Consider the following 24,695-nt stretch of genomic DNA (forward strand, 5'->3'; position numbering starts at 1 on the left):
TTCCCACTAATTTAAAGAAAAGGAATTTAAGTGAATTATTAGGAGGTACGAAAAGTGAAAGAGTCAACAAAGAAATACATAATTGATCGAATGTACAAAGCATCACAAGGATTGGCGAACGCCGTCTTAGTGACGCTTGGTATCGGATTGTTGATTGAAACAATCGGAACATTTACAGGGTGGGAAGGTTTTCTATTGATTGGTAATGCAGCTCAGCTGATGCTGGCGCCGGCGATTGGAGCTGGAATAGCCTATCAGCTTGGGGGAAATACATTAGTTATTTTTGGAGCGATGGCTTCCAGTACGGTTGGCGCGAATGCTTTATCTATGACGGCTGACGGAAGCTGGACGCTTATTACAGGACAGCCTATCAGCGCAGTACTGGCTGCTGTTATTGCTACCTGGGTCGGAAAGCGTGTAACAGGGAAAACATCGCTTGATATGATGGCAATTCCGTTTTGTTCTATTTTTGTAGGGGGAGTTGCAGGTGTTGGTTTAGCGGCCGTGACAACCCCATTACTTGAGAAAATCAGTGCAATCATCGCAAGCTCTACTACAGGGTCTCCGTTTATTTCAGCGATTGTTATTTCATTAATTTGGAGTATCTTTTTAATGTCGCCGGCATCTTCCGCGGCTATAGCCATTGCACTACAGCTTGATCCCGTATCAAGTGCTGCGGCATTGATTGGTTGCACAGCTCAATTTGTAGGGTTCACTGCCATGTCGGTCAAACAAAACAATTTAGGTGCAAATATTGCACAATTCTTCTTAACGCCGAAAGTGCAGGTCCCAAATATTGTGAAGAATCCGCGCTTAGTTATCGGACCGTTTGCATCATCGATTATCTGTGCACCCATTGCTATTTTAATATTTGATTTTGAAGTACCCTATGAGCTAGCCGGTTTAGGATTAAACTCGTTTATTGCGCCATTAAATATTTTAGCCAACCAAGGTGCGGGCGTTTTAGTCATGTATATTGTAGTTGGTGTGATTACGCCGGCAATTATTTCTGTAATGACTTACAAGGCACTGCAGATGAAAGGCTGGGCAAAAACAGGCGATCTGCACATGGAAGTTCAATAAAGCTATCCAGGTTATATTGGTTTGGAAATAAAATTCAGAAAAATAGTATATATTTGCATTTAATCATAAAAGGCGAGCATTTCCGAAAAATGCTCGCCTTTTATATGGGGAAAAAACACTTTATCACGGAGAACCGTCCGTAAAACTCCCGCCTCAAAATAAAGCGTAAAAATAAATTTATTTAGGCGGGAGATAACGGACGCTAACTCCCTGAATCACTCAGCTAACACTCAGTGGGAGAATTAAGGAAGCAGACTAAGTTCGCGACGTCCTGGGGTTGCGATTACTCACCCCACCGAAAACATTTGTCGCAACGTCTGCACTAGCACATCCTGGGACTGGGACTGCGATTACTCGTCCCATCGAAGTGCTTTTGCGATTACTCGCCCCATCGGAAACATTTGTGCGTCGAAAGACTCCCACTGAGTGAAGTTTCGTTTTATCAAATTGCTTTCAGTAATAAACGCTTGAGCAGCGGAGTGAAATGCTCTGGCAGGGCGCTCACATCTGGAACCATGATGCGTTCTTTCCCGTAAATATTTTGCATCATTGTATCATCGTTTTCTTCAATCTGACCGTTTGCGAGAAACATTCCAACTACATCAATCTGATGCTTGCGGGCATCGGCTACAGCCTGATACGTATCCACAATGCCATTCTGGTCATAGCCGGAAGCTGCCGGCTGTCCGTCGGAAAAAATCAGCAGAAATTTATTTTTCTCGCTGCGGGGAATTAATTTTTTAGTGACATGACGAATACTGAAGCCATCTCGATTGTCTTCCTGTGCTTCCAGCTGCATAATTTTAGCTCCTTGCTCTTTATACAAAGAATCCTCCACAGTCTGGATATATTGCAGATAATTCGGCTGGTAGCTGTCACTCGCTTTATTGGCATCCTCCCAGAAACCGATGATTTCATGCGGAATGCGCAGCTCTTTTAACACTTCATGAAACAGGGTCACACCGCGTTTTGTTTCTTCCATCTTGTTCTTCATCGAGGCAGAGCAATCAATCAATAGGGTGAAGACCGCATCGAATTCTTTTGATTCCTGTTCCTTTTTATAAAATACACGTGGAGAATCCTCTAAAAAGATAGGAAGCAGTTTTTTAGAGAGCCTGCCAAATAATAAATCTGTTCTCGGTGTATCCTGTTTATGCTCTAACGTTAATTGAATGGTTTTGGCAAGTTTTCTTTTAAAAGGGTCGATTTCCTCTACTAACTGCCGGTATTGTAATTCTTCGTCCTCTGTAGGTGCTTCTGCATACTCTGTAAACATCTGCGCATGTTCATTTTCCTTCCCAAAGCTTGATTCGCCACTGTTTTCAGATGTATTTTCTTCTTTACTTAGCGTTTCCTTATCGGAATAATCATTTTGCTTGCTCTGACCGGAAGTCCCTTGAATCGCAGCCATCGCCTGATCGCCGTCTTCTGTTTCACGGGCACCGCCGCCAAGCATCGAGGTTTTTGTGCCTTGCTCCAACTCAAATTGCAGAAAGTTTTGCTTGCGGTCATCATTTTTATTTTCACGATGCCAGGTAGAGAAGGTTTCATCGAAGTATTCATTTTCTTCATTTGTTTCTTCCTGCTGGTCGTCATTCACTAACGGACCGGTACGTGTTAATTCATCAAACAGCGTATTTTTTTCATACGATTCGACATGCCCGATTGGCAGGATGAAGTATTCGTGAATTGAATCTGTATAGCCTGCTTGCTGCATTTTCCGCATGATTTGTTCGGTCAACGCCACATTATCACGTGTATGCTTTGTCTCAAAGACGCTGTACAGATGCCCTTTTATACTGTCGAGCATCTCCAGCTGTGCTTTCTCCACACGAGGAAACCCCGGGTCTGGCTGATTGGCAAAAAGCAATAAATAAATCATACAAAATATTTCATCGGTTGCATAGCTGCGTGTGACATTGGACTGCAGCTGGGTCGTGAAATAGTGATGGAAATACGCTCGCCTGTAAGAAAAGTTTCGCTTCGTGCCCGGACGTTCTTTCCGGATTGCGTCCTCTAAACGAATGTCTTCTAATAATGTCATCAGCTGAATTGCGAATTTGGGAAGAAGGGAATCTTCCCAATCCTTTTTGAATTGCTGCAGGATTTTTACATCGGTCTGATGCAGGGTGCCTAATGTGCGCAGGATGACATCTGATTTCGCGCCCGCTTCCTGCATTTCAGCCGGGAGACGGTCCCAAAAACGGCCAGCGGTTACTTTGTTTTCTGTTATATCAATAAAGGAACCAAAGCTGGACTCGAATTGCAATTGTTCATTCTTCGCCAAAACAGTCGTTAAATCCTGCAATTGCATAAATAAATGGGTGTCAACCTTTGTTTGGTGAAATCGGTACATATCAAAGTTACTCCTCTTTAATTAAAATAACGTGTCTGCCAAATTCCCCACAAACGCTTTCTCACGATCTTCTTCGAGCTTATCCACAATACTGCGTAAAATAGCGCGTTTAGGCGGAAGATAGGTTGAGAGGTCGCAAGCATCCAGCAGGGCGCGGATAGAAGCAGCATCCTCTGACAATTTTCCTTGACTTACCGCTGTGATCAAATCATTGGATAGTGTCACAAAACGCCCAATCAGCTGTTTGTCTGTCAGTTTGGTCGATTCAGTAATTAATTGTTCCAGCTGTTCTCCTTGAATATAAGGTACGTCAATGACAATGAAACGGTTTTTTAATGCTTCGTTTAAAGGAACTGTTCCAATATAGCCTTCGTTGATCGCCGCGATAACGCCAAACCCGTCTGCAGCAGTCACAATCTCGTTGGTGAAAGGGTTCGTAATCGTTCGGCGATAATCTAAAACACCATTAATCAACGGCAAGGTTTCCGGCTTAGCCATATTAATTTCATCAATATAAAGAAATGTTCCCTGCTTCATTGCATTGGTAACTGGCCCCGGAACAAATTCAATTGTCTGTTTTTCTTCTTCATAAGCAAGCGTTTTGAACCCCATCAAGCTTTCTGCATCTAAGTCAACGGAACAGTTTACACTGTACATCGGCCGCTGAAAAAGAGAGGAGAGGGTTTCCGCAAATTTTGTTTTCCCAGCGCCGGTCGGTCCTTTTAATAATATATTTTTACCCATACTTAATGCGACAATGGCATCAATCAATAAATCATCGCTTGGCGGGAGGTATCCGCCGGAACGAATCAATTCCTCGCGATCTGTTACTTCTTTTTTATTATTTTCAAGCAGCTCTTGGACTGCCTCAGGTAATTGAATAGCATTCATTATTGTTTCTCCTTTCGAAATCCATTGCTGTGATTCCGTTTTATCAATGTCTTTAAATAGATATAGGCTCCGTTCACAATTGTATTACTTGTTCTCGAAAAATACAAAGAATGCGCAGTCGTTGCGATATGGCTGAGCAATTGCTAAGATAATGATAAGAATATAGAGACAGGTACCATCGATGTTTATGAGAATGGTGTCGGATAGGAGGATATATGGCAAAAAGGACGATGGCAATTCATTTAAATCTGGAGGATACGTATGTAGAAGAAATAAAAAAGGCTGCTCCAGACTGGGAAATCCATACAGGCAAAGAACTTTCTGATGATATTCTGAAGCAAGCAGAAATCCTTGTTAATTGGCGCAAGGATAAAGAAAGTACCTATCTGGAAAGCAATCAGCTGAAATGGGTACAATCCTGGAGTGCAGGGGTCGATTCGTTAAACTTAGATAAAATTGTGGAAAAGAACATTCAATTAACAAGCGCAAACGGGGTGCACAGCTATCCGATTTCCGAAACAATTTTTGCGTATATTCTAGGATTTACACGGTTAATTCATACTTATGTCAGACAGCAGCAGGAAAAAGTATGGCACCACGCAAAACTTCGCGGGGAAATCCATAACAAGACAATGGCAGTGCTTGGCACAGGGAAAATAGGACAGGAAACAGCTAAAATAGCAAAAGCCTTTGGGATGAAGGTGCTTGGAGTCCGTCATTCAGGGAAAGCTGCAGAAAATGTGGATGAAATGTATCAGCCGCATCAATTAGATAAAGTACTTCCGCAAAGTGATTATGTAGTTGTTACTTTGCCATTAACAGAGGATACCCATCGTCTGATTGGCGCAGAGCAATTTAAACAGATGAAAAACGATGCTTTCTTTGTCAATATCGGACGAGGGTCAATTGTTGATGAGAAAGCGCTGATTGAGGCGTTAGAGAATAATGAAATTGCCGGTGCCGGGCTGGATGTATTTGAAAAGGAACCGTTAGAAGCATCTAATCCGCTTTGGGAGATGGAAAATGTCATTTTGACACCGCATACCGCAGGAGCAACGGAGTTTTATAATCAGCGTGTGATTGAAGATATTTTTATTCCGAATTTAAAGAACTATTTAGATGGGAAAGCGCCGTCGATTAATCTATACCAGCATGAACGTGGTTATTAATAAATAATTCAAAAAAAAGAATATGGATAATGGTAAGGATGTAAGAAATGAAAAAGCTGTTTATTCTGTTCGCGTCGCTGTTTGTTTTAACAGGATGCGAGCTGCTGGATTTTTTAGAAGACAATGAACCGGCAGAAGGAAGAGAATTAGTCACTGTGGAACGGGTCGTTGATGGTGATACTGTGATTGTTCATCTGGAAGATGGAACAAGAGAGCGGGTCCGCTTACTCTTGATTGATACCCCGGAAAGTGTGAAGCCTGATACGGAAGTACAGCCATTTGGCGAGGAAGCAAGTGATTTTGCCAAAGAACTGATGCCGGAAGGGGAAACGGTCGAGTTAGAAAGAGGAAATCCTGAAAGAGACGATTACGACCGGATGCTTGCCTATATCTGGGCAGATGGTGATAATGTTAACCAGTTATTAGTCGAAGAAGGGTATGCAAGGGTCGGCTTTGTGTATGAGCCGAATACAAAGTACTTAGAAGAGCTGGAGCAAGCGCAGGAAGAGGCAAAAGAACATGGAGAAAATATCTGGTCAATTCCCGGCTATGCAGAAAGCAGGTTTCACGAATATTAAAAAGCATGAAGGCTAAAAGCAGGCGATGTATCTTTTAAATGCATCGCCTGCTTTTTTTAGAGGTTTGCCCACGCTTCTCTGTCTATTCCATAGAGCAGCCATGGAGAATCTAATTCAAATGGATGAGCATTAGGCAGCTGGTCGATAATGGCTGCGGGAATATCAATCCATACATGGACTTTCTTATCTGGATGCTGTATTTGTAACGCATGCTGCGCTTTCGCAATAGTATTCCATAACCCTCTGCGCTGAAATAAATCTTTATATGGGTAAATAGCGTGAAGATACACCTCTTTTTTTATATTTTTCTTTGTAATTAATGGAGGATGGCCATTCTCTTGAAAGAATCGCCAGCTCTTTATTTGATCTTCTTGAAAAAGCTTAGGCGAGCTTGGAAAAGGATAATAGCATTCAAGCGGAAAAAACGTATTTTCATGAACATGGTATGTATTTAATAATTTCAGTTTTTCATCTGTCTGCGTTATTTCCCGCCAAGTTTCCTCTGCACCTGATATGCCATCCAATGTTTTTGCTGTACATCCATAAAATTCGGTCTGCTTTTCCAAATCGATACGGTTCAATACCTTTTGTGCCGGAGCGTTATGAGCTTGTGTGTTTGCACCTGCCCATTCCACGTCTTTGTTTTGGAATGCCTGATCCAGCACGTATTTAGTTATCCGATTGGAATACCCATTTCCTTGATAACGAATATCGCTTCTTAATCTGCCTAGCATGGCATAGGCGGATGCGAAAACAGAATAGCCGGCTGTGCTGACTAATTGATTATTATAAAAAAGTCCAAAAAGTACGTGGTTTCCAGTACATAAAATCTCAAAAATGTAATATAATCATCTTCTATTTCTGTCTGCATATTTTCCATTAATATTTTATCGGATGGTAATAATTGTCGGATATAAGTATTCAAAAAATCACCTCATGTTCATTGTAGAAAGAAGTATCTGGTTTCGTCCAGCAATCTATTTTAAAAAAAGAGTTTAATTTCTTAATATTTAAAACGCTTACAAAAATAATGTCTTGAGACCAGAAACTTGAAAGAGTATAATGAAAGAAATGTAGATATTTAGGAGGGCTAACATGGCTACCATTCATAAAGGAGAAACAAAATTTTACGTTGGGGAGGATATCAAGGATCCGGAAGCAGAAATTACTTTTGTACAATCAGGATCGAACCGTTTAGTTATTGATCATACGTATGTGGCAAAAGAACTCCGAAGCCAGGGGATTGCTCAACAGCTGCTGGAGCAAGTTGTTCTATATGCACGAGAAAACGACAAATATATTATCCCTTTATGCCCGTTTGCAAAAAAACAAATGCAGAAAAATGAAGCGTATCATGACGTCCTTCAAAAGCAATTTATTTAAATGTATCTAACAATCAAAGAAACAGCAGCGTATTTATCAATAGATGAATCCATTGTGCGTACTTATGTTTTACAAGGGAAGATACGTGCGATTTATGATGGGGAAAACTATTTAATCAATAAAGAACAATTTACAACATATTTCGAACAGGTCGAGAAGTATAGGAAGGTCATTCAAGCATACTTAGATGAACCAATCCCAGAGGATATTGATGTGAAGGACGAGGATTAGCTTCTATTTCCAAGGGTGTATATAATGAAAAAGGTTTGTAAAAAATGAAATTCTATACGGTGTGTAAGAACAAAGGAGATTTAAGATGAAAAACAAAAAACGTCCCCGATCGAAAAAAGCTGCCCCTTTTTTGACTTACGAAGTGACGGAGCCGGGAGAACTATTTTCTTTTCTGAGAGGGGTTTTAGCGAACCGCAGCCGTAATTCCGTAAAGTCTATTTTAACCAGAGGACAGGTTTCTGTGAATGATCGCATTCAAACGCAGCATAATTACATGCTGGAAAAGGGACAGGTTGTTAAAATATTAAAGAATAAAGAAGCGGTGAAGCAGGAAGTCTTTATTGGCATGTCAATCGTTTATGAGGATGAAGATATTATTGTCATCGATAAAGAAGCAGGATTGCTTTCAATTGCGACGAAGGAAGAGAGAAGACAAACTGCTTTTCATCAGCTGATGGATTATGTAAAACAGGAGGATCCTGCCAACCGTATCTTTGTCGTCCATCGACTGGACAAGGAAACGTCTGGAGTAATGGTTTTTGCAAAAAGTGAAAAAGTGAAACGGAAACTCCAGGATAATTGGAAGGATATCGTGAAAGAAAGAACCTATGTTGTTTTAGTGGAAGGAAAGGTCGCCAAAGAAAAAGGGTATATCGTTTCCTGGTTAAAAGAAAGCCCGACACATAAAATGTATTCCAGCCGAGTTAAAAATGATGGGCAGCGGGCCGCGACGCGTTATCGGGTTATTCAATCCAATCAACAATTTTCATTGCTGGAGGTAGAGCTGGAAACGGGCAGAAAGAATCAAATCCGGGTCCATATGCAGGAGCTCGGCCATCCGGTAGTAGGCGATAAGAAATATGGCGGTGGAAATCGCCGTATACTTGGCCGGCTGGGTCTGCACGCAAAAGCGCTGGCACTTTACCATCCGAAAACAAATACACTGATGTTTTTCCGTTCAGATGTTCCTAAATCTTTCTATCATAAATCGAAATAGTAATCATAAAAGCCATTATCCAATTGTGCATGGATAATGGCTTTTTTTCATATAGGAAGAAGAAATACAGCCCAATAAAAAGAATTCTTAAATCGGTGCCCTTTCCAATGTTCTCCCTCCGCGTCCCACAGTTGTTTCTGCCTGCTGTAAGGAACGGTAAATGGCTTCTTCAATCACTTCTGCAACACCCTGGAAAAATTGGTTCATGATTGGATGATCGTCTCGAATCATTGTCATAGGCTCAATTATCTGATTGGCATGATGCTCAATTTTTGCGGCTGTGGAAAAGGCGATAGCGATATCTCCGCTTCCATTATCTATCGTGCTCCCTGTTCTCCCCAGCCCAACTGCACAACGCTTGGCAAGCCGTTTAAGCTGGCGGTCGGAAAATGGAGCGTCTGTAGCAAGAATCATCATAATCGATCCGTCAGGTGTATCCGGATTTTCTGTAGAATTCACAGGAAATAAAGCCTGTTCACGTCTGCCAAAATTACTTACAACTAGTGTGCCAAGCGTATATTTTTTGTTTTCAGCAGAGATGATTCTGGAAGAAGTGCCAATGCCTCCTTTATATCCTAAACACTGCATGCCGGTTCCGGCACCCACTGCTCCTTCCAGACTGCTTTCGGATGTTGCGTTTTGAATAGCATTTCCAGCATGCTCCGGTTTGACAGCTTGTAAGCGGATGCTGTTCAAGTACCCGTCATTGCATTCCCCCACAACTAAATTGATTGTGCCTGCTGTATCACCGATTTCTTCTGTCTCCTCCAGCATATAAGCTAAGGTTCCCTGCATCACTGCTCCGACACTTAGGGTATTTGTCAGCATAATAGGGGCTTCTAAAACACCAAGCTCGTCTATCTGCATTAACCCTGTTGTTTTCCCAAATCCATTAATAACAGCATTTCCAGCGATAACTTTTTTTCTGAATATATTTCCGGTATGAGGCAATATAGCTGTAACTCCCGTGCAAATCGTATCTGTTTCATTCAGGTGCTCATACAGCGTCACGTGACCTACTTGCACGTCGGGGACATCTGTAATACAGTTTTTTGTTCCTTTTGGTAATGTCATACACTTCAAAACCTTTCATTTTTAAGTAAATTATAACAAACGGGATAACGTTTGTATGGCATAGACGGTATCGGAGAAATTAAGACAGAGGTGATTAAATGAGGAGAAATAAAAAAATTAACATGTTAATGATTAGTTTGCTTCTTTTTTTACTAACAATACACCCTGCATATGCAGAGGGAGTGCAGGAGGGAACAGAGATTGGGGATAAAGCGCCGGATTTCACGCTGGAAACACTAGACGGGGAAACCCTGCAATTGTCTGACTTTCAAGGCGAGCGGGTCATGATTAATTTCTGGGCAACCTGGTGTCCGCCTTGCAAGCAGGAAATGCCGGATATGGAGCGGTTTTATCAGGGGCATGATCCAATCATTCTTTCCGTAAACTTAACGGATGAAGAAATGAGTACGGAGAAAGTGGGGCAATTTATCCAAGAACTTGAACTGACCTTTCCTGTTTTATTAGATAAAGAAGGTGAAGTCAGTAATTTGTATCGAATTCAGCCGATTCCCGTGACGTATATGGTTGATGCAGAAGGAATCATTCAATTTAAATCGATTGGCGCTTTAAGTTATGAGCAGATGATGAAGCAGTTTGAGCAGATGAAGAAAGAATAATTCGTAAAGATTTAAAAACAAGCATGAAATCTTTATCTATAAGCGGAAATACTTGTTTTATCACGGAGGACTGTCCGTAAAACTCCCACGGAGTGAAGTTTCGTTTTATGGCATTATAATAGAGGCTGCGTTTGAACATCGATAAGGAACAGGATTTTTAATTAAACATGAATAAATGAACGTCTCCTTTACGAAAAGATAATGAATATAGATAGAAAAATGCCTGCGTATGCGATAAAATATACGTTAGGCGTTTTTTTTATAGATAGTAAAATCAAGAATACATAGATAACCTAAACTTTAAGGAGGCGTTAGAAATGAAATTACTGCTTGGACAATTTGTGATTATTCTCATTGTGTGGGTTGGCCTGCTTACATTTTTTCAAGAGATGAGTCAAGCCAGTCAGCTTATTTTCTACTTGGTTACTTCATGGTTATTATTACTTATCGTTCTAATGATTAAGACGTGGATTAAGGAAAAGAAAGAGTCTGATAAATCATAATCATATTTTTATGAAGGAAGTGATGCGTGATGTTACGTATTGAAAATATCAGCAAGTCTTATGGAGATAAAAATCTGTTTACAAATATCCATGCGGCCATCGGTGAATTGGAGCGAATCGGTTTGATTGGCGTGAATGGAACAGGGAAGTCCAGCTTTTTAAAAGTCATTGCAGGAATAGATGATCCGGATCAAGGTGAAATAAAACACGCAAAGGATTATCAGATTGAATATATTGCACAGGAAATGGATCTTTATGAGGAATTAACGGTGATTGAGCAGATTTACTATGGAGAATCAGAGCAAATGAGACTGATGCGTGCTTATGAACAAGCCCTGTTAAATTTGGAGAAGGAACCGGAGAACGAGTCGTTTCAGGGGAAGCTGTTACAGCTGCAGCAAAAAATGGATCAGGCAGAGGCATGGGAGGCTAATGCTAATGCAAAAACAATTTTAACGAAGCTTGGGATTACAGCTTTTGACAAGAAGGTTCATGAGTTATCTGGCGGACAACGGAAAAGGGTTGCTATTGCTAAAGCGCTGATTCAGCCTGCTGATCTGCTTATTTTAGATGAGCCTACCAACCATCTTGATCACGAAACGGTCGAATGGCTGGAGAAATATTTACAGAGCTATCGCGGCTCGATTTTATTAGTGACGCATGACCGTTACTTTCTGAACCGGGTAACTAATCGTATTTTTGAACTGGATAAAGGAAATCTCTATGTTTATGAAGGGAATTATGAACTGTTTTTAGAGAAAAAAGCAGAACGAGAAGCGCAGGAAATAAGTGATGAGCAAAAGCATCGCAATACATTAAAGCGAGAACTTGCCTGGCTGAAACGAGGGGCTAAGGCGAGGTCGACGAAGCAGCGTGCCCGGGTCGAACGGGCAGAGGAAATGAAGGAAAAGAAATTTGATACGAAAAAAGAAAATCTTGCTATTCAAGCGGGCTCGAAGCGGCTTGGAAATGACGTTATTGACCTGACGGAAATCTCAAAGGATTTTGGCCGGCAGACACTGATTCATGATTTCTCCTATCAGATTATTCCTGGGGACAGAATTGGTATTATAGGTCCTAATGGTACAGGTAAAACAACCTTGCTCAATATGATGGCAGAGCGTATTTCGCCTGATAAGGGAGAGGTAAAGATCGGCGAGACAGTGCGAATCGGTTATTATACCCAGGATGACGAAGATTTGGATGGAGATTTGCGTATTATCGAGTATATTAAAGAAGTAGCCGAAGTCATGCATACTGCAGATGGTCAGGTAATTACCGCAGAGCAGCTGCTGGAGCAATTTCTATTTCCAAGAGCACAGCAATGGTCTTATATACGCACGTTATCAGGCGGTGAGAAACGGCGCCTTTATTTACTCAAAGTATTGATGCATGAACCAAATGTTTTGTTTTTAGATGAACCGACAAATGATCTAGATACGCAAACGCTGGCTGTTTTAGAAGAATATCTGGAGTCGTTTCCAGGAGTCGTAGTTACCGTTTCGCATGATCGTTATTTCCTGGACCGTATTGTAGACAAGCTTTTTGTATTCAAAGGGGAAGGGGAGGTTTCTGTTTATTATGGAAACTACAGCGAATTCCTGGAAACCAACGCGATTCCAAAGCAGACAAAGGCTTCAGTTCCGAAAGAATCAAAAGCGGCTGTATCTGTAAAAACGAAAAAGAAATTATCTTACATGGAACAGCGTGAGTGGGAAACAATAGAGGATGAAATTACTCAGCTCGAATCACGATTGACCGAAATTGAACAGGAAATTGCGGAAGCTGGAAGTGATATTGGCAAGGTACAGCCTTTATTTACAGAACAGCAAGAGGTAGAAGATAAATTAGAAGAAAAGATGCAACGCTGGGAAGAATTATCATTATTGAAAGAAAGCTTTGAATCAGGAAAATGATTTGGTGAAATTAATTTTGAAGTTATACAAAAACTGGGTAGCATTCGGTTGTTTCGCGTGTTATACTTACGTTGGAAAATCACCAGATAGGTTAAAAAAGTCTAGTGTGAAGGCGCTGAACGCACCTGTAACTAGCTAAAGCTTCTTTTATTGCGCATAGCAATATTAGTCCCTGATCCTCAATTAAAACAATCTATCACTTCTCAAATTGAAAAGAAAAGTTTTTACATGTTTCATTTTTACGAGTATAAGGGAATATAGAGAAGAAGAGCGTACCTTATTTTGGAATTGATTAATCAAGGAGGTCATTAAATGAAGCTTTTTCAAGTAAGAAAAGGTCAGTTTGTATTTTATGAAAATGAATTGCATAAGGTATATTCTGTCAAACCAATGTTCAAAAAATCTGTTCACATGTATCGGTTAAAGGATATGAAACAAGTATTAACAACCGCAAAAGATATTAATTTTTACCGTCCTAAACATAATGATACATTTATTTTTTATGGTAAAAGATATACGATTGATCAATATGCAAAACCAAAAGCTGGTGATTATATTTTGATTGTGAAGCCTACTCCGGACTTTTTAGATCATTATTCATTAAATGAAATCGAGAAGGTAGAGCGGGTAGAAGACGGAAATGTAATTACAACACGCGATAATGGTGTTAAACATAGTGAATATGTTGTGATGGTTCCAGGGAAAGCCGAGGCAAGCCAAGAAATTGCTTATTTCGATAAATCCCTTGTTCCGGAAGAAAAACAGCTGCAGGATGAATCGATTTCTTATTTAGCAGAGAATGATGATGCATTACAGCCTGCTGTCGGGGATATTTATTTGGATATCCATAATAATACCCGGGCGATGATTGTAGCGATGACGGATGATGAGATTGTATTTGGTCACGGCGTCCGTGTGCATGTTGCAGAATTATTAGATGAAACAAGATATGAATTAGTTTATCAATTTGAAGATCATTAAAAACAAGCCGGCTGGATGTTATCAGCCGGCTTGTGTCATTTATTTGCTTTTTTCCATTGTTCCCTTGCTTTATATCCTAAAATATTAATAGCATCCTTAGAGCCTGAATAAATCGGGTTGTAGCCAAGCTCCAGGTCGGTTAAATCATCTACAGTGAGTTTTCCTTTAATTGCTGTGGCTAATACGGCCATGCGCTTATCCGCTCCCTTTGGCCCGATAACACTGCCTCCTAATAATTGTCCGGATTTCGGGTCAAATACAATCTTCATCCAGAGCTTTTCCGAACCGGGATAGTAGCCGGCATGAGAATAACCTTTGGACAGAACTGCTTCAAAAGGGATATCTAATTTATCCAACGCATCTTCATTTTGCCCGGTGATAGCAACCGTTAAATCAAAAACACGGAAAATAGATGAACCTAAAATCCCGTCACGCTGAATCTTTTCGCCGTTTAAATGGGATGCAATAACAAAAGCCTGACGATGCGCCGGCCATGCCAATGCTACATGTGCTGGCTTTTTTGTAATAAAATCAACTTCCTCGACAGCATCTCCCAGCGCATAAATAGCAGGGTCGCTGGTCTGCATGACATCATTCACTTTAATTGCCCCGGTTTCTCCTAATTCCAAGCCAGCATCTTTTGCCAGCTCAATATTTGGTGTAATACCGACAGCCATTAATGTCATATCTGCCTGAAGGCTTTTTCCGCTTTGAAGATGCAGGGTAGTGCCGTGATTGGAGTAACTTTCCAATTTATCATTCAGATAAAGATCTACCCCGTTCTCTGTTATATGTTCATCGACATGGCTTGCCATATCAGCATCTAACCTTGACATGACATGCTCGGAATGGTCGACAAGCGAGCATTGGAGTCCTCTTCTATGCAGATTCTCAAGCATTTCCAAGCCGACAAATCCGCCGCCGATAATGGCTGCTGTTTTTGGTTTTTTATCTGAAATAAATGCTTCTATCCGGTCCATATCCTCGATGATCCGCAATGTGAACGTATTGGATTCCATACCATCTAAATCCGGCATAACAGCCCGTGCTCCGGGAGAAAGAATCAATGTATCATAGTCCATCTCATAGGGTTTATTATTTTTTTCAAAGAAAATGGTTTTCTTTTCTCTTTCAATATGTGTAACCTCTGCATAGGTTTCAATAGAAAGCTGATATTTCTCTGCAAAATCATTTTCAGAATAAATCACCCGATCCCGGTCCGTAATTTCTCCTCCAATAAAATAGGGCATTCCGCAGTTAGCAAAGGATACATAACCAGATCGTTCAAGAATATGAATTTCAGAATTGGGGTCGTTTCTCCGTATTTGTGCTGCGACCGTAGCACCGCCGCCGACACCGCCGACAATAACAATTTTATTTACCATACTCAAATGGCTCCTTTCCAAATGGCTTCTTAAAATAGCATAGTATTAGTTCATTACTATATAGTTCCCGTTATTGTCCGATTTAAAAAGTGTTTATGCAATAAAAAAACAAGAACACCACTTAAAACATCGGTGTTCTTGCCAAGGAGATGTCCGCTCCGACAGTTTTCGATGGGGCGAGTAATCTTCAATGTTGTCAGGTTAATGCGACCGCTGCGACGGGTTATGGTGGGGTGAGTAATCGCAACCCCAGAAAGACACTACGCATTCCATGGGCCCCGAGCTCATCTCCTTTACAGAAGACTTGCTGATTGGCAAGCCGACAGGCGCAGACAGAAGCAAAGTCGCACTTATGCCCCGCGGGTAGAAAAAAAGAAGTTCACTTTTTTTTGCGGGGTCTTCACCTGTTGCTTTTCCCGCAGGAGTCGACAACATCCGCTCTCATCTAAGAATAACTATGTTTTATTTACTTTTTTATAAAGAAATAACACAAATTCTGGAGCGGCTGTATTCAGCATTTTTTTATATGCTTTCTTATTCTTTAAAAAAATCTCCCTGCAAAAGCAGAGAGATTTTATTCGCTTTATTAAAACAGCTCGAATATTCCAAGTGAATAAAGGAAAACAATCACGATTGTAATTGGGGCAACCCAACGTAATATCTGGTACCATACTTGGAACATTCCGTTGCCAAAAGGATTTCCTGCATGAAATTCTTGCTCGACTAATGCACGATTCATTTTAAATCCTACAAATAAGGCGATAAATAAACAGCCGACAGGAAGCATAATGTTGCTGACTAAGAAATCACTTGCGTCGAATGCTGTTTTTCCGAAAATGTGAAAATCAGCAAGGGCATTGGATGATAAAGCGGCTGGTATCCCAAAGATAAATACGGCCACTCCGGCAACCCAGGCAATTTGTTTCCGGGAAGCTTTTACTCTTTCATTCACTGAAGAGGTAATAATCTCCAGCATACTAAACGAAGAAGTTAAAATCGCAAATAAGAATAAGAACAAGAACAAGCTCAAGAATAATTCACCAAAAGGCATTTGCGAGAATGCTTCCGGAAGAACGATAAATAATAATCCAGGTCCTTCCGTCGGTTCAAGACCAAATGAGAATACAATTGGAAAGATCGCTAATCCGGCAAGTAAGGATACCAGAATGTTCATAACAGAAACAGAAGCTGCTGATTTTGTTAAGCTGACATTTTTATCCAGATACGAGCTGTAGGTTACCATTACAGAGATTCCGATTGCCAGTGAAAAGAAGGCCTGTCCCAATGCATATAAAATATTTTCACCATTTAACTGGGAAAAATCAGGCTGCAGGAAGAAACGTACGCCTTCCATGGCACCTTCAAAGGTTAATGCACGAATCACGATAATAATGAAAAAAAGAAATAATAAAGGCATCAGTATTTTACTATATTTTTCAATACCATTCTGAATCCCATTAGAGATAACAAAGGAATTTAAAAATACGAAGAATGCGAGTCCTGCAATCGTAAGCAGCGGGTTTCCGGTAATGGTATCAAATAAAGCAGCATAATCACCGTTATCTGAGATAACCATACCTGGGATAGACATCAGACTGTAAATCAGTACCCAGCCCCCGACAACACTGTAAAAGGACATTAAAATAAAAGCCCCGGCAACGCCCCAATGCCCAATAAATGAAAAGATACTCCGTTTGAGGGTTAGTTTTTGATAAGCGCTGACAGCTTCCTTCTGGGCGCCGCGGCCAATAACAAATTCGGCAATAAGCAGCGGAAGGCCAATCAGAACAGTAAATAATATAAATATAAAGAAAAATGCTCCCCCGCCGTTCATCCCGGTCATGTAAGGGAATTTCCAGATAGCACCCAAACCGACTGCGGCACCGGCAGAGGATAAAATAAATCCAAGTCTTGTTGACCATTGTTCTGTCTGTTTTTCCATATTCGTAAAATCCTTCCTCTATAAAATCAATGTCCAGTATATCATAAAACGGAGCTTCCTTCAGCGGGGAGTTTTATTCTGGCATAAACATAACTTTATCGATTCCTTTGAGTACTGGGATATCCTTTAGAGCCTTTTAATAAAGGACAACCTTTCCTAAAGAATAAGAATGGTTATAGAAATAGCTGGATATAACCGCTCCAACAGGTTTTTTGGAGTGAGTAATCTTAGGCCGCGGAAATACACTTCGCTTCCCGCAGTGGACATCTTCTTAGCAAGAATACGGATGTTTAAAAAACTAAGTGATATTTTTGGTTTTCTTAGTCTTTCCAATATAAAGCAAGAAAAGCCCATTAATGAAGGAGAATAGATTTTTCTAAGCCGCTCATACTAATTCTAAGTATATCAATTAGTAACAACAAAAGGAGAGGACAAAAGTTGAACAACCCTTATATAAAGACCTCAATCGGCCTCTATTTAAACTTTTTCATGCTCGGCATGATCAATATTATTATTGCTTCTAATATGGGTAATTTATCTCGACTGTATGATGTGACTCCCTCTCAGGTCAGTTTTCTCGTTTCAGCTATCGGTATTGGGAAATTAGCGGCTTTATTTTTTGTGGGCAGGCTTTCTGACAAAATCGGCCGTAAGCCAATTATTATTGCGGCGAGTTTTTTGTATTTACTGTTTTTGCTCGGTATGCCGCTGACATCAAGCTATTATTTAGCATTTGCATTCGCGATTACTGCTGGGATTGCTAACTCGTTATTGGATTCTGGGACATACCCGGCGCTGATTGAATCATTTCCGAAAAAATCGAGCACAGCAACTGTTTTAGTTAAAGCTTTTGTCTCTATTGGAGCAACCGTTTTACCATTCTTGATTTCCTTTTTAGCAGCAAATGGCATATTTTGGGGATGGTCATTCTTTATCCTCGGTATTCTTTATGTCATTAGCGGCGTTTACTTGTTCTTTATGCCTTTCCCTGACGTAGAAAATGGCGATGCTTCAGAAGATGAGGAATCAGATAAAGAACAGGATAAGAAAGCATTAAAAGCCAAGCCATCCATGATGCGAGAAGGCCTTGCTATTATCTTAATTGGTTTTACTTCAACGGCATTATTTGTTGTTTGGCAAACATGGTTACCTGAACTTGGCGAACAGTTTATCGGCTTAAGTGAACATGATTCTGTTCAGCTGCTCAGCTATTTCAGCGTTGGTGCTCTGGTTTCAGTAATATTGCTTGCTGTAGTTCTGGATCGATTTATTAAGCCGATTACTGTTTTAATCGTTTATCCAATTATAGCTTTTATTGCAATGCTTTTACTGTTCTTTGTTGAGTCCTACCCGGTTGTTCTGGTCAGCACCTTCTTATTAGGATTATTTACCTCAGGACTTTTCCAGCTGGCGTTAAGTATCATGACTGATTTTTTCCGGAAAAACAAAGGAACAACAACAGCTTATGTAAATATTGCATCAAGTGCCGCTTTTATTTTGGTTCCAATCATTACCGGGTCACTTGTTGGTTATATTGGAATCAGCATGACCCTTGTGTTTGATATGGTGATTGCAGTACTGGGTATTCTGTTAGCACTTTATATCGCTTCCCGAAGAAAAAAGATTTTTTCTTAAGGGTAAGAATAAAATAGAGGAGATGGATAGGATGGCAGCAGATTTTGAAAAAAACTTAGAAAAAATAGATGGTTACACGAAATTGGTTGGGCTTCTCGCTACACCGATTGGGCACAGCTTATCTCCGCGTATGCACAACTTAGGCTATACGCTGAAAGATTTAAATTATGCATACCTTGCATTTGAAGTAGGCAACGATGAATTAGAGAAGGCTGTAGAAGGTATGAAAGCTATAGGAGCTATTGGGTTTAACATATCGATGCCAAACAAAATGGAAGTGATTCAATACTTGGACGAGCTTGATGAAGGTGCGAAGCATGCCGGTGCTGTCAATACTGTTGTGAACAAAAACGGCAAGCTAAAAGGATATAACACAGACGGGCTTGGTTATGTGTCTAATTTGCTTGAACACGGCGTCGAACTTAAAGGACAAAAAGTCACATTAGTTGGTTCTGGCGGGGTTGCTACACCAATTGCCACGCAGCTTGTTCAATCAGGTATCCGGGAAATTAGTGTTTTCGCCCGTGATGATAAATTTTTCAGCAATGCAGAAAAAAACGTGAAATACATCAATGAAGAAATGCAAGAATACCAAGTAAAAGCAAATATTTTACCGCTTGAGGATAAAGAAGCATTTCGCCGCGAAGTTGCTGAAAGCCTCGTTCTTGCTAATGCTACAAGCCTTGGTATGAAGCCGCTTGATGATCTGAGCATTATCGACGATACGTTAGACGTGCTTCGTGATGATCTTGTTGTTACCGATGTAGTGTACAACCCGCAGCGCTCAAAGCTGCTCCAGCAAGCAGCAGAAGGTGGCAGTACAGCGATTAATGGCCTTGGCATGATGCTTTGGCAGGGGGCGCTTGCATTCGAAAAATTCACTGGTGAGGAAATGCCTCGTGAAAAAATAAAAAAAATCATGTTTTAATTGAAGCAACCTAAAAAAGCGTTTGATTGGCTGGATGCAGTTTGGTTTTAACCGGACTTTATCCAGCTAATTTTTTTAACGATGAAGATGAAGACTGTCTATTATCCGTCAAACATAAGTCAATGTAAGTATATATGTCAATTTCTGAAAATTATTTGAAATTAGTTGTAAACATATTGGCAGTTCCATTATACTAAAATTAGAAAGAGTAAATTATTTTGTGAGAAAGAAGAACGCAAGACCAAATTAATCTTTTTGAATCTTTCAAAGAGTCCGGGAAACGGTCAGCGTATTTCAAGCTATATGTATTTTATAATCATCTCAAATCAATTTGATGAATGAACTTACCTGAGAAATGTGATTGAATCATTTTTTAAAAGGGAGGAAATCAAAATGATAACGCTTACAAAAGAAGAGAGAAATTTAAAAAACTTTATTAACGGTGAATGGACAGAGGTAACAAATAAGGAAAAGGTCTATAATCCGGCAAATGGAGAAGTAATTGCAGAAGTTCCTAATTCCGGTGCAGAAGCAATTACACAGGCAGCAGAATCAGCACGTATTGCACAAAGGGAGTGGGCACTGGTACCTGCGCCGCAGCGTGCAGAACTATTGTATAAAGCAGGAACAATGATGAAGGAACGGAAGGAAAGGTTATCTCAGCTATTAACATTGGAAAACGGGAAAGTCATTGAAGAAGCACGGGGAGAGGTTCAAGAAGGAATCGATATGGCTTTTTATATGGCAGGAGAGGGAAGGCGTTTATTTGGGCAGACTACCCCTTCTGAATTAAAGGATAAATTTGCGATGAGCGAGAGATGCCCAGTCGGGGTGGTCGGGATTATCACGCCATGGAATTTCCCGATTGCAATTGCGACATGGAAATCGTTTCCAGCAATTGTTTCCGGGAATGCAGTTATCTGGAAGCCTTCCTCGGAAACCCCGCTTATGGCAAATGAATTAGCAAGGATTTTTGAGGAAGCAGGACTGCCAAAAGGAATTCTTCAAGTTGTCTATGGTTCTGGTGCTATCGTCGGGCAGGCAATGATTGAGCATGATGCAATCCGTGTTATTTCATTCACCGGCTCCAATGAAACTGGCAGAAAGGTAGCAACGGAATGCGGGAAACAATTGAAAAAGGTTTCCCTTGAAATGGGCGGGAAGAATGCTGTGATTGTAATGGAAGATGCAGATATTGATTTAGTCGTAGAGGGGATTCTCTGGAGCGCCTTTGGAACAAGCGGCCAGCGCTGTACCGCCTGCAGCCGCGTTATTGTCCATAAGGCTGTTCGAAAAACACTGGAAGAACGTTTATTAAAAGCGATGAAAAACCTGACGATAGGAGATGGACTTGATTCCAATAATAAGATTGGTCCAATCATTAATCAGACCGGCTTAGATAAAATCTTAAAATATATAGAAATTGGGAAAGAAGAAGGAGCAAAATTAGCTGCTGGCGGCAAACAGCTTACTGTAGAAAATTATGAGAAAGGCTTTTACTTTGAACCGACGCTATTTACTGACGTTTCGATAGATATGCGAATTGCACAGGAAGAAATTTTTGGGCCGGTTGTTTCACTCATTGAAGTAAATAATTTTGAAGAAGCCATTGCTGCAAATAATAAGGTGAAGTATGGCTTATCCAGTTCTATATTCACCAAGGATGTCAATCGAGTTTTTCAAGCGCAGCGTGATTTAGATACGGGGATTGTTTACGTCAATGCCGGAACAACAGGAGCGGAAATCCATTTACCTTTTGGAGGAACAAAGGGCACGGGGAATGGCCATCGTGATTCCGGTGTGCAGGCGCTTGATGTTTTTACAGAATGGAAGGCAGTCTATGTCGATTATAGCGGGAAGCTGCAGCGTGCCCAAATTGATACAGATGCATAGACTATCATGATAGGTTGCCTTGAAAAGCAGGAAGCGAAAAGGAGGAATTAGCATGAAAATAGGAGTGTTAGGAACCGGCCTCATGGGAAAAGAGGTTGCAAGAGATTTGGCAAATAGTGAGGGCATCAAAGAAATTGGTCTTGCAGATATCGATTTAGGGCGGGCTCAGGATATTTGTTATCAGCTTCAATCGCCTCTGATGACGGCCTATCAGGTAAATGCAAAAAATGAAGCGGAGCTCGCTGATTTTATGAGCCGTTTTGATGTAGTAGTGAATGCTTTATTTTATACCTTTAATGAGACGGTTGCGAAAACAGGCATCAAAGTGGGCACCTCGGTCGTAGATCTGGGAGGTCATATTGACCATATTACGGATAAAGTGCTGGAGCTGGAAGGAGAGGCGAGGGCTGCCGGTGTAACGATTATCCCTGATTTAGGTGTAGCCCCCGGTATGATCAATATATTATCCGGTTATGGTGCCAGCAAATTAGAAAAAGCAGCTTCCATTCAATTATTTGTAGGCGGGATTCCTGTCCAGCCGGAAGCTCCTTTAAAATATAATCATGTATTTTCTATGGAAGGTGTATTAGATCATTATACCGATCCATCAGAGATTATCCGGAATCATAAATTAATCACCGTGCCATCCTTATCTGAAATAGAGCCGATAGAATTTGCTGATTTTGGAGAGTTGGAGGCATTTCACACCTCAGGCGGAACGTCAACACTGACAAAGTCTTTTCCTTATTTAGAGACATTGGAATATAAAACAATACGTTATCCCGGGCATGCAGAAAAATTCAAGCTGCTGGTCGATTTGAATTTAACCAGGAACAATTATGAGGTGGTTATCGATGGTGTAAAAGTCAGCCCCCGGAAGGTTTTGCTGAAGGTGCTTGATCCTATTGTCGATTTAAAGGATAAAAAAGATGTCGTTTTATTACGTGCTGTAATTACAGGCTATAACAAGCGTGTAAAAACGGTATTCACCTATGAAATGGTGACATATAAAGATCAGGAGACTGGTGTGACGGCGATGGCACGGGCAACAGCGAATACCATTTCTATTGCTGCACAGATGATTGCTGGAGGGACCATCACAAAAAAAGGAGTATACCCGCCTGAAAAAATCATCCCTGGAAAAGCTTATATTAACGAGATGGCAAAAAGGGGAGTAATGATTAAAGAAAAAATATCGATGGAAACACAATCCACAGTTTCTTGACAAAGATAAGTTAATATAGAAAACGATTTCATTAAAGAGCACGACAAAAAGAACTTCCCATTCGGTATTTTAAAAAAAGGAAGAACCTTTGGTTGATTTACTCAAAAGAGACGATTGTACTTTAAATATAAAAGATGGAGAGAGAAACTAAGTGAGCTCGTTGCTTCGTTTCTTTCTAACATTCTTTTAGACAGCTTTAAAAAGCCCTTGAAACTCTAATTTTTAAAAGGAAAAGCTATTTTAATCATATACAGGGGTTATAAGTCCCCGTATATGATTATGATAGAGCAAAAATGAATTAAATATCGCAATTTATTCTATTTCTGGGTGCACCTCAGAGAAAAATAAATTCTATTTTGCTGCTTTTTGTAATTTGTGAATCATTTTCAACGCCCGTCCAGTTCCAATAGCAACAGATTCTAACGGATTTGGAGCAATATGAACAGGAACGCTAAGCTCTTCTGCAAGCCACTCCTGCATTCCATTTAGTTGAGAACCGCCGCCTGTAAGAACAATCCCGTTATCAACGATGTCACCACTCAATTCTGGCGGGCATTCTTCCAATGTTGAACGAATCGTTTCTAAAATTTGTTCTAAAGATTCTTTTAAGGACGCATAAATTTCGGTAGAAGTAACTTCGATTGTTTTTGGAAGTCCAGTAACCATATCACGGCCGCGGATTTCCATTGTTTCTTCTTTATGATTTGGATGTGCATACCCAATTTCCATTTTAATATTTTCGGCAGTGCGTTCTCCAATTAAAATATTATATTGCTTCCGGATATGCTGAATAATTTCTTCATCCATTTTATCTCCTGCAGTACGTACAGAGTTACAGGATACAATACCTCCAAAGGAAATGATACCAACCTCTGAGGTACCGCCGCCGATATCCACGATCACATTAGCGTAAGGCTCATCTACCGGTAAATCTGCTCCAATTGCTGCAGCAACAGGTTCTTCAATTAAATGAACTTGTTTTGCGCCATAGCTTGAGACCGCATTATGAATGGCTCTTCTTTCTACGCTTGTGCTGCCTGACGGGGTACATACAATGACATTCGGTTTGCGCATGGACATCCCCAATGTTTTGCTTACCTTTTTAAGTAATTCTTTCAGTAATTGAGCAGTAACGTCATAATCTGCAATTACCCCATCCTTTAAAGGACGGATCGGGATGATATTCTTCGGCGTCTTACCGACCATTTCCTTTGCTTCTGTTCCGACAGCCATTACTTGCTTTGTATTCACGTCAATTGCTACTACACAAGGTTCGTTTAAAACAACTCCCTTTGATTTTGAATACACCAGAATATTTGCAGTTCCTAAATCAATACCAATTTCAGCACTTGAAAACATATATAAAATCCTCCATTATAATTCCAATTTTTATTTTTGATTGTAGACAGAAAAGATAAACTACGGCACTTTTCCGTATAAGTACGTATTCAAAAAGTCCAGTAAATAAGACTAAGAAGTTCCTTTTCCAACGCCTCATTTTTATTGGGTTTTTAATTTTCCTCTGTAAGTGAATATTCAACAAACCTCAAAAAGAATGAAAAATCATTACTTCATATCAGTCCGTTACATATCCGCTTTTATACATTTCATACATATACATATCTAATTTAAATGATTCCATTTTTTGATTCTTTATAGTAATAATGTACAATTCACGACAAAATATCGTAACCGGCGCAGCGTTTATTTTAAATCGGCTGCTACTTTAAGTCTGCTGGTTATCGATAAATAATAACAAAATTATTTCACTTTCTTAAAATACTATTCTATCAAATGATTGCTTTTTTGGGGGTATTGAACTCCCTTTATTATATAGAAAGAACTAGTTTTTAAAATAAAACATAAGCGAAATGAAATCAAGTAACATTTCTGTTACAAATGTGCTTA

At 40.2% G+C, this 24,695-nt stretch carries 21 protein-coding genes; 14 read left to right on the top strand and 7 right to left on the bottom strand.

Annotated features, from left to right (window positions below):
• The first annotated feature begins 54 nt into the window (after positions 1 to 54).
• Positions 55 to 1,083: a PTS sugar transporter subunit IIC gene (locus MKX55_RS08610; protein WP_193065114.1), complete on the top strand. Its 1,029-nt coding sequence runs from the start codon at positions 55 to 57 to the stop codon at positions 1,081 to 1,083.
• Positions 1,084 to 1,525: 442 nt separating this feature from the next.
• Here MKX55_RS08610 and MKX55_RS08615 read toward each other — a convergent pair whose 3' ends face one another.
• Positions 1,526 to 3,439 (bottom strand): VWA domain-containing protein, encoded by a 1,914-nt coding sequence (locus MKX55_RS08615; protein ID WP_339237627.1) that lies wholly within the window; start codon positions 3,437 to 3,439, stop codon positions 1,526 to 1,528.
• A gap of 21 nt (positions 3,440 to 3,460) precedes the next feature.
• Positions 3,461 to 4,330: a MoxR family ATPase gene (locus tag MKX55_RS08620; protein ID WP_175297044.1), complete on the bottom strand. Its 870-nt coding sequence runs from the start codon at positions 4,328 to 4,330 to the stop codon at positions 3,461 to 3,463.
• 215 nt (positions 4,331 to 4,545) lie between these two features.
• Between MKX55_RS08620 and MKX55_RS08625 the strand changes: the two genes are divergently transcribed.
• Together MKX55_RS08625 and MKX55_RS08630 are read left to right on the top strand one after the other, a co-directional pair.
• Positions 4,546 to 5,499 carry a D-2-hydroxyacid dehydrogenase gene (locus tag MKX55_RS08625; protein WP_042533361.1) on the top strand — a complete coding sequence of 318 codons (954 nt, stop codon included), beginning with the start codon at positions 4,546 to 4,548 and terminating at the stop codon, positions 5,497 to 5,499.
• 47 nt (positions 5,500 to 5,546) lie between these two features.
• Positions 5,547 to 6,077: a thermonuclease family protein gene (locus MKX55_RS08630; protein WP_052485027.1), complete on the top strand. Its 531-nt coding sequence runs from the start codon at positions 5,547 to 5,549 to the stop codon at positions 6,075 to 6,077.
• Between the two features lie 56 nt (positions 6,078 to 6,133).
• Here the strand turns inward: MKX55_RS08630 and MKX55_RS08635 are convergent, their stop codons facing one another.
• Positions 6,134 to 6,916 (bottom strand): N-acetyltransferase, encoded by a 783-nt coding sequence (locus MKX55_RS08635; RefSeq protein WP_339238475.1) that lies wholly within the window; start codon positions 6,914 to 6,916, stop codon positions 6,134 to 6,136.
• A gap of 256 nt (positions 6,917 to 7,172) precedes the next feature.
• Here MKX55_RS08635 and MKX55_RS08640 point away from each other — a divergent pair, with 256 nt between their 5' ends.
• The 3 genes from MKX55_RS08640 to MKX55_RS08650 all read left to right on the top strand — a co-directional run bounded on the left by MKX55_RS08640 (position 7,173) and on the right by MKX55_RS08650 (position 8,688).
• Positions 7,173 to 7,460 carry a GNAT family N-acetyltransferase gene (locus MKX55_RS08640; protein ID WP_042533365.1) on the top strand — a complete coding sequence of 96 codons (288 nt, stop codon included), beginning with the start codon at positions 7,173 to 7,175 and terminating at the stop codon, positions 7,458 to 7,460.
• Complete coding sequence (locus tag MKX55_RS08645; protein ID WP_042533367.1) at positions 7,461 to 7,691, top strand: excisionase family DNA-binding protein; 231 nt, start codon at positions 7,461 to 7,463, stop codon at positions 7,689 to 7,691.
• A gap of 85 nt (positions 7,692 to 7,776) precedes the next feature.
• Positions 7,777 to 8,688, top strand: a complete 912-nt coding sequence (locus tag MKX55_RS08650; protein WP_042533369.1) for an RluA family pseudouridine synthase — start codon at positions 7,777 to 7,779, stop codon at positions 8,686 to 8,688.
• An 87-nt stretch (positions 8,689 to 8,775) separates the two neighbouring features.
• On the opposite strand, the gene MKX55_RS08655 is transcribed toward MKX55_RS08650, so the two are convergent.
• Complete coding sequence (locus tag MKX55_RS08655) at positions 8,776 to 9,762, bottom strand: P1 family peptidase (RefSeq protein ID WP_332094484.1); 987 nt, start codon at positions 9,760 to 9,762, stop codon at positions 8,776 to 8,778.
• A 98-nt stretch (positions 9,763 to 9,860) separates the two neighbouring features.
• Here MKX55_RS08655 and MKX55_RS08660 point away from each other — a divergent pair, with 98 nt between their 5' ends.
• The 4 genes from MKX55_RS08660 to MKX55_RS08675 all read left to right on the top strand — a co-directional run bounded on the left by MKX55_RS08660 (position 9,861) and on the right by MKX55_RS08675 (position 13,779).
• Positions 9,861 to 10,379 carry a redoxin domain-containing protein gene (locus tag MKX55_RS08660; RefSeq protein ID WP_332094483.1) on the top strand — a complete coding sequence of 173 codons (519 nt, stop codon included), beginning with the start codon at positions 9,861 to 9,863 and terminating at the stop codon, positions 10,377 to 10,379.
• Between the two features lie 317 nt (positions 10,380 to 10,696).
• On the top strand, positions 10,697 to 10,882 hold the full coding sequence (locus tag MKX55_RS08665; protein ID WP_042533375.1) for a hypothetical protein: 186 nt from the start codon (positions 10,697 to 10,699) through the stop codon (positions 10,880 to 10,882).
• Positions 10,883 to 10,911: 29 nt separating this feature from the next.
• The gene (locus MKX55_RS08670) at positions 10,912 to 12,798 is read left to right on the top strand and encodes an ABC-F family ATP-binding cassette domain-containing protein (RefSeq protein WP_339237633.1); all 1,887 of its coding nucleotides are present in this window, start codon (positions 10,912 to 10,914) and stop codon (positions 12,796 to 12,798) included.
• A 312-nt stretch (positions 12,799 to 13,110) separates the two neighbouring features.
• A complete protein-coding gene (locus tag MKX55_RS08675) occupies positions 13,111 to 13,779 on the top strand; it encodes a hypothetical protein (RefSeq protein WP_042533379.1) in 669 nt (222 codons plus the stop codon).
• A 35-nt stretch (positions 13,780 to 13,814) separates the two neighbouring features.
• Here MKX55_RS08675 and MKX55_RS08680 read toward each other — a convergent pair whose 3' ends face one another.
• Entirely contained in the window at positions 13,815 to 15,164 is a 1,350-nt protein-coding gene (locus MKX55_RS08680; RefSeq protein WP_256706035.1) for a CoA-disulfide reductase, read from the bottom strand.
• Positions 15,165 to 15,750: 586 nt separating this feature from the next.
• Positions 15,751 to 17,106 (bottom strand): sodium-dependent transporter, encoded by a 1,356-nt coding sequence (locus MKX55_RS08685; protein WP_339237636.1) that lies wholly within the window; start codon positions 17,104 to 17,106, stop codon positions 15,751 to 15,753.
• A 438-nt stretch (positions 17,107 to 17,544) separates the two neighbouring features.
• Here MKX55_RS08685 and MKX55_RS08690 point away from each other — a divergent pair, with 438 nt between their 5' ends.
• From MKX55_RS08690 to MKX55_RS08705, 4 genes are all read left to right on the top strand, one after another.
• Positions 17,545 to 18,741, top strand: coding sequence for an MFS transporter (locus tag MKX55_RS08690; protein WP_256706036.1), 1,197 nt, complete (start codon positions 17,545 to 17,547; stop codon positions 18,739 to 18,741).
• Between the two features lie 22 nt (positions 18,742 to 18,763).
• Positions 18,764 to 19,669, top strand: coding sequence for a quinate/shikimate dehydrogenase (locus tag MKX55_RS08695; protein WP_339237640.1), 906 nt, complete (start codon positions 18,764 to 18,766; stop codon positions 19,667 to 19,669).
• 393 nt (positions 19,670 to 20,062) lie between these two features.
• Complete coding sequence (locus MKX55_RS08700; protein ID WP_339237643.1) at positions 20,063 to 21,562, top strand: aldehyde dehydrogenase family protein; 1,500 nt, start codon at positions 20,063 to 20,065, stop codon at positions 21,560 to 21,562.
• Between the two features lie 52 nt (positions 21,563 to 21,614).
• Positions 21,615 to 22,787, top strand: a complete 1,173-nt coding sequence (locus MKX55_RS08705) for a saccharopine dehydrogenase C-terminal domain-containing protein (protein ID WP_339237645.1) — start codon at positions 21,615 to 21,617, stop codon at positions 22,785 to 22,787.
• 351 nt (positions 22,788 to 23,138) lie between these two features.
• On the opposite strand, the gene mreBH is transcribed toward MKX55_RS08705, so the two are convergent.
• A complete protein-coding gene (gene mreBH / locus MKX55_RS08710; RefSeq protein ID WP_042533393.1) occupies positions 23,139 to 24,146 on the bottom strand; it encodes a rod-share determining protein MreBH in 1,008 nt (335 codons plus the stop codon).
• Positions 24,147 to 24,695: the final 549 nt, after the last annotated feature.

Origin of the sequence: Oceanobacillus sp. FSL W7-1281 (genome assembly GCF_037969835.1) — a bacterium.
Lineage (GTDB): Bacteria > Bacillota > Bacilli > Bacillales > Amphibacillaceae > Oceanobacillus > Oceanobacillus oncorhynchi.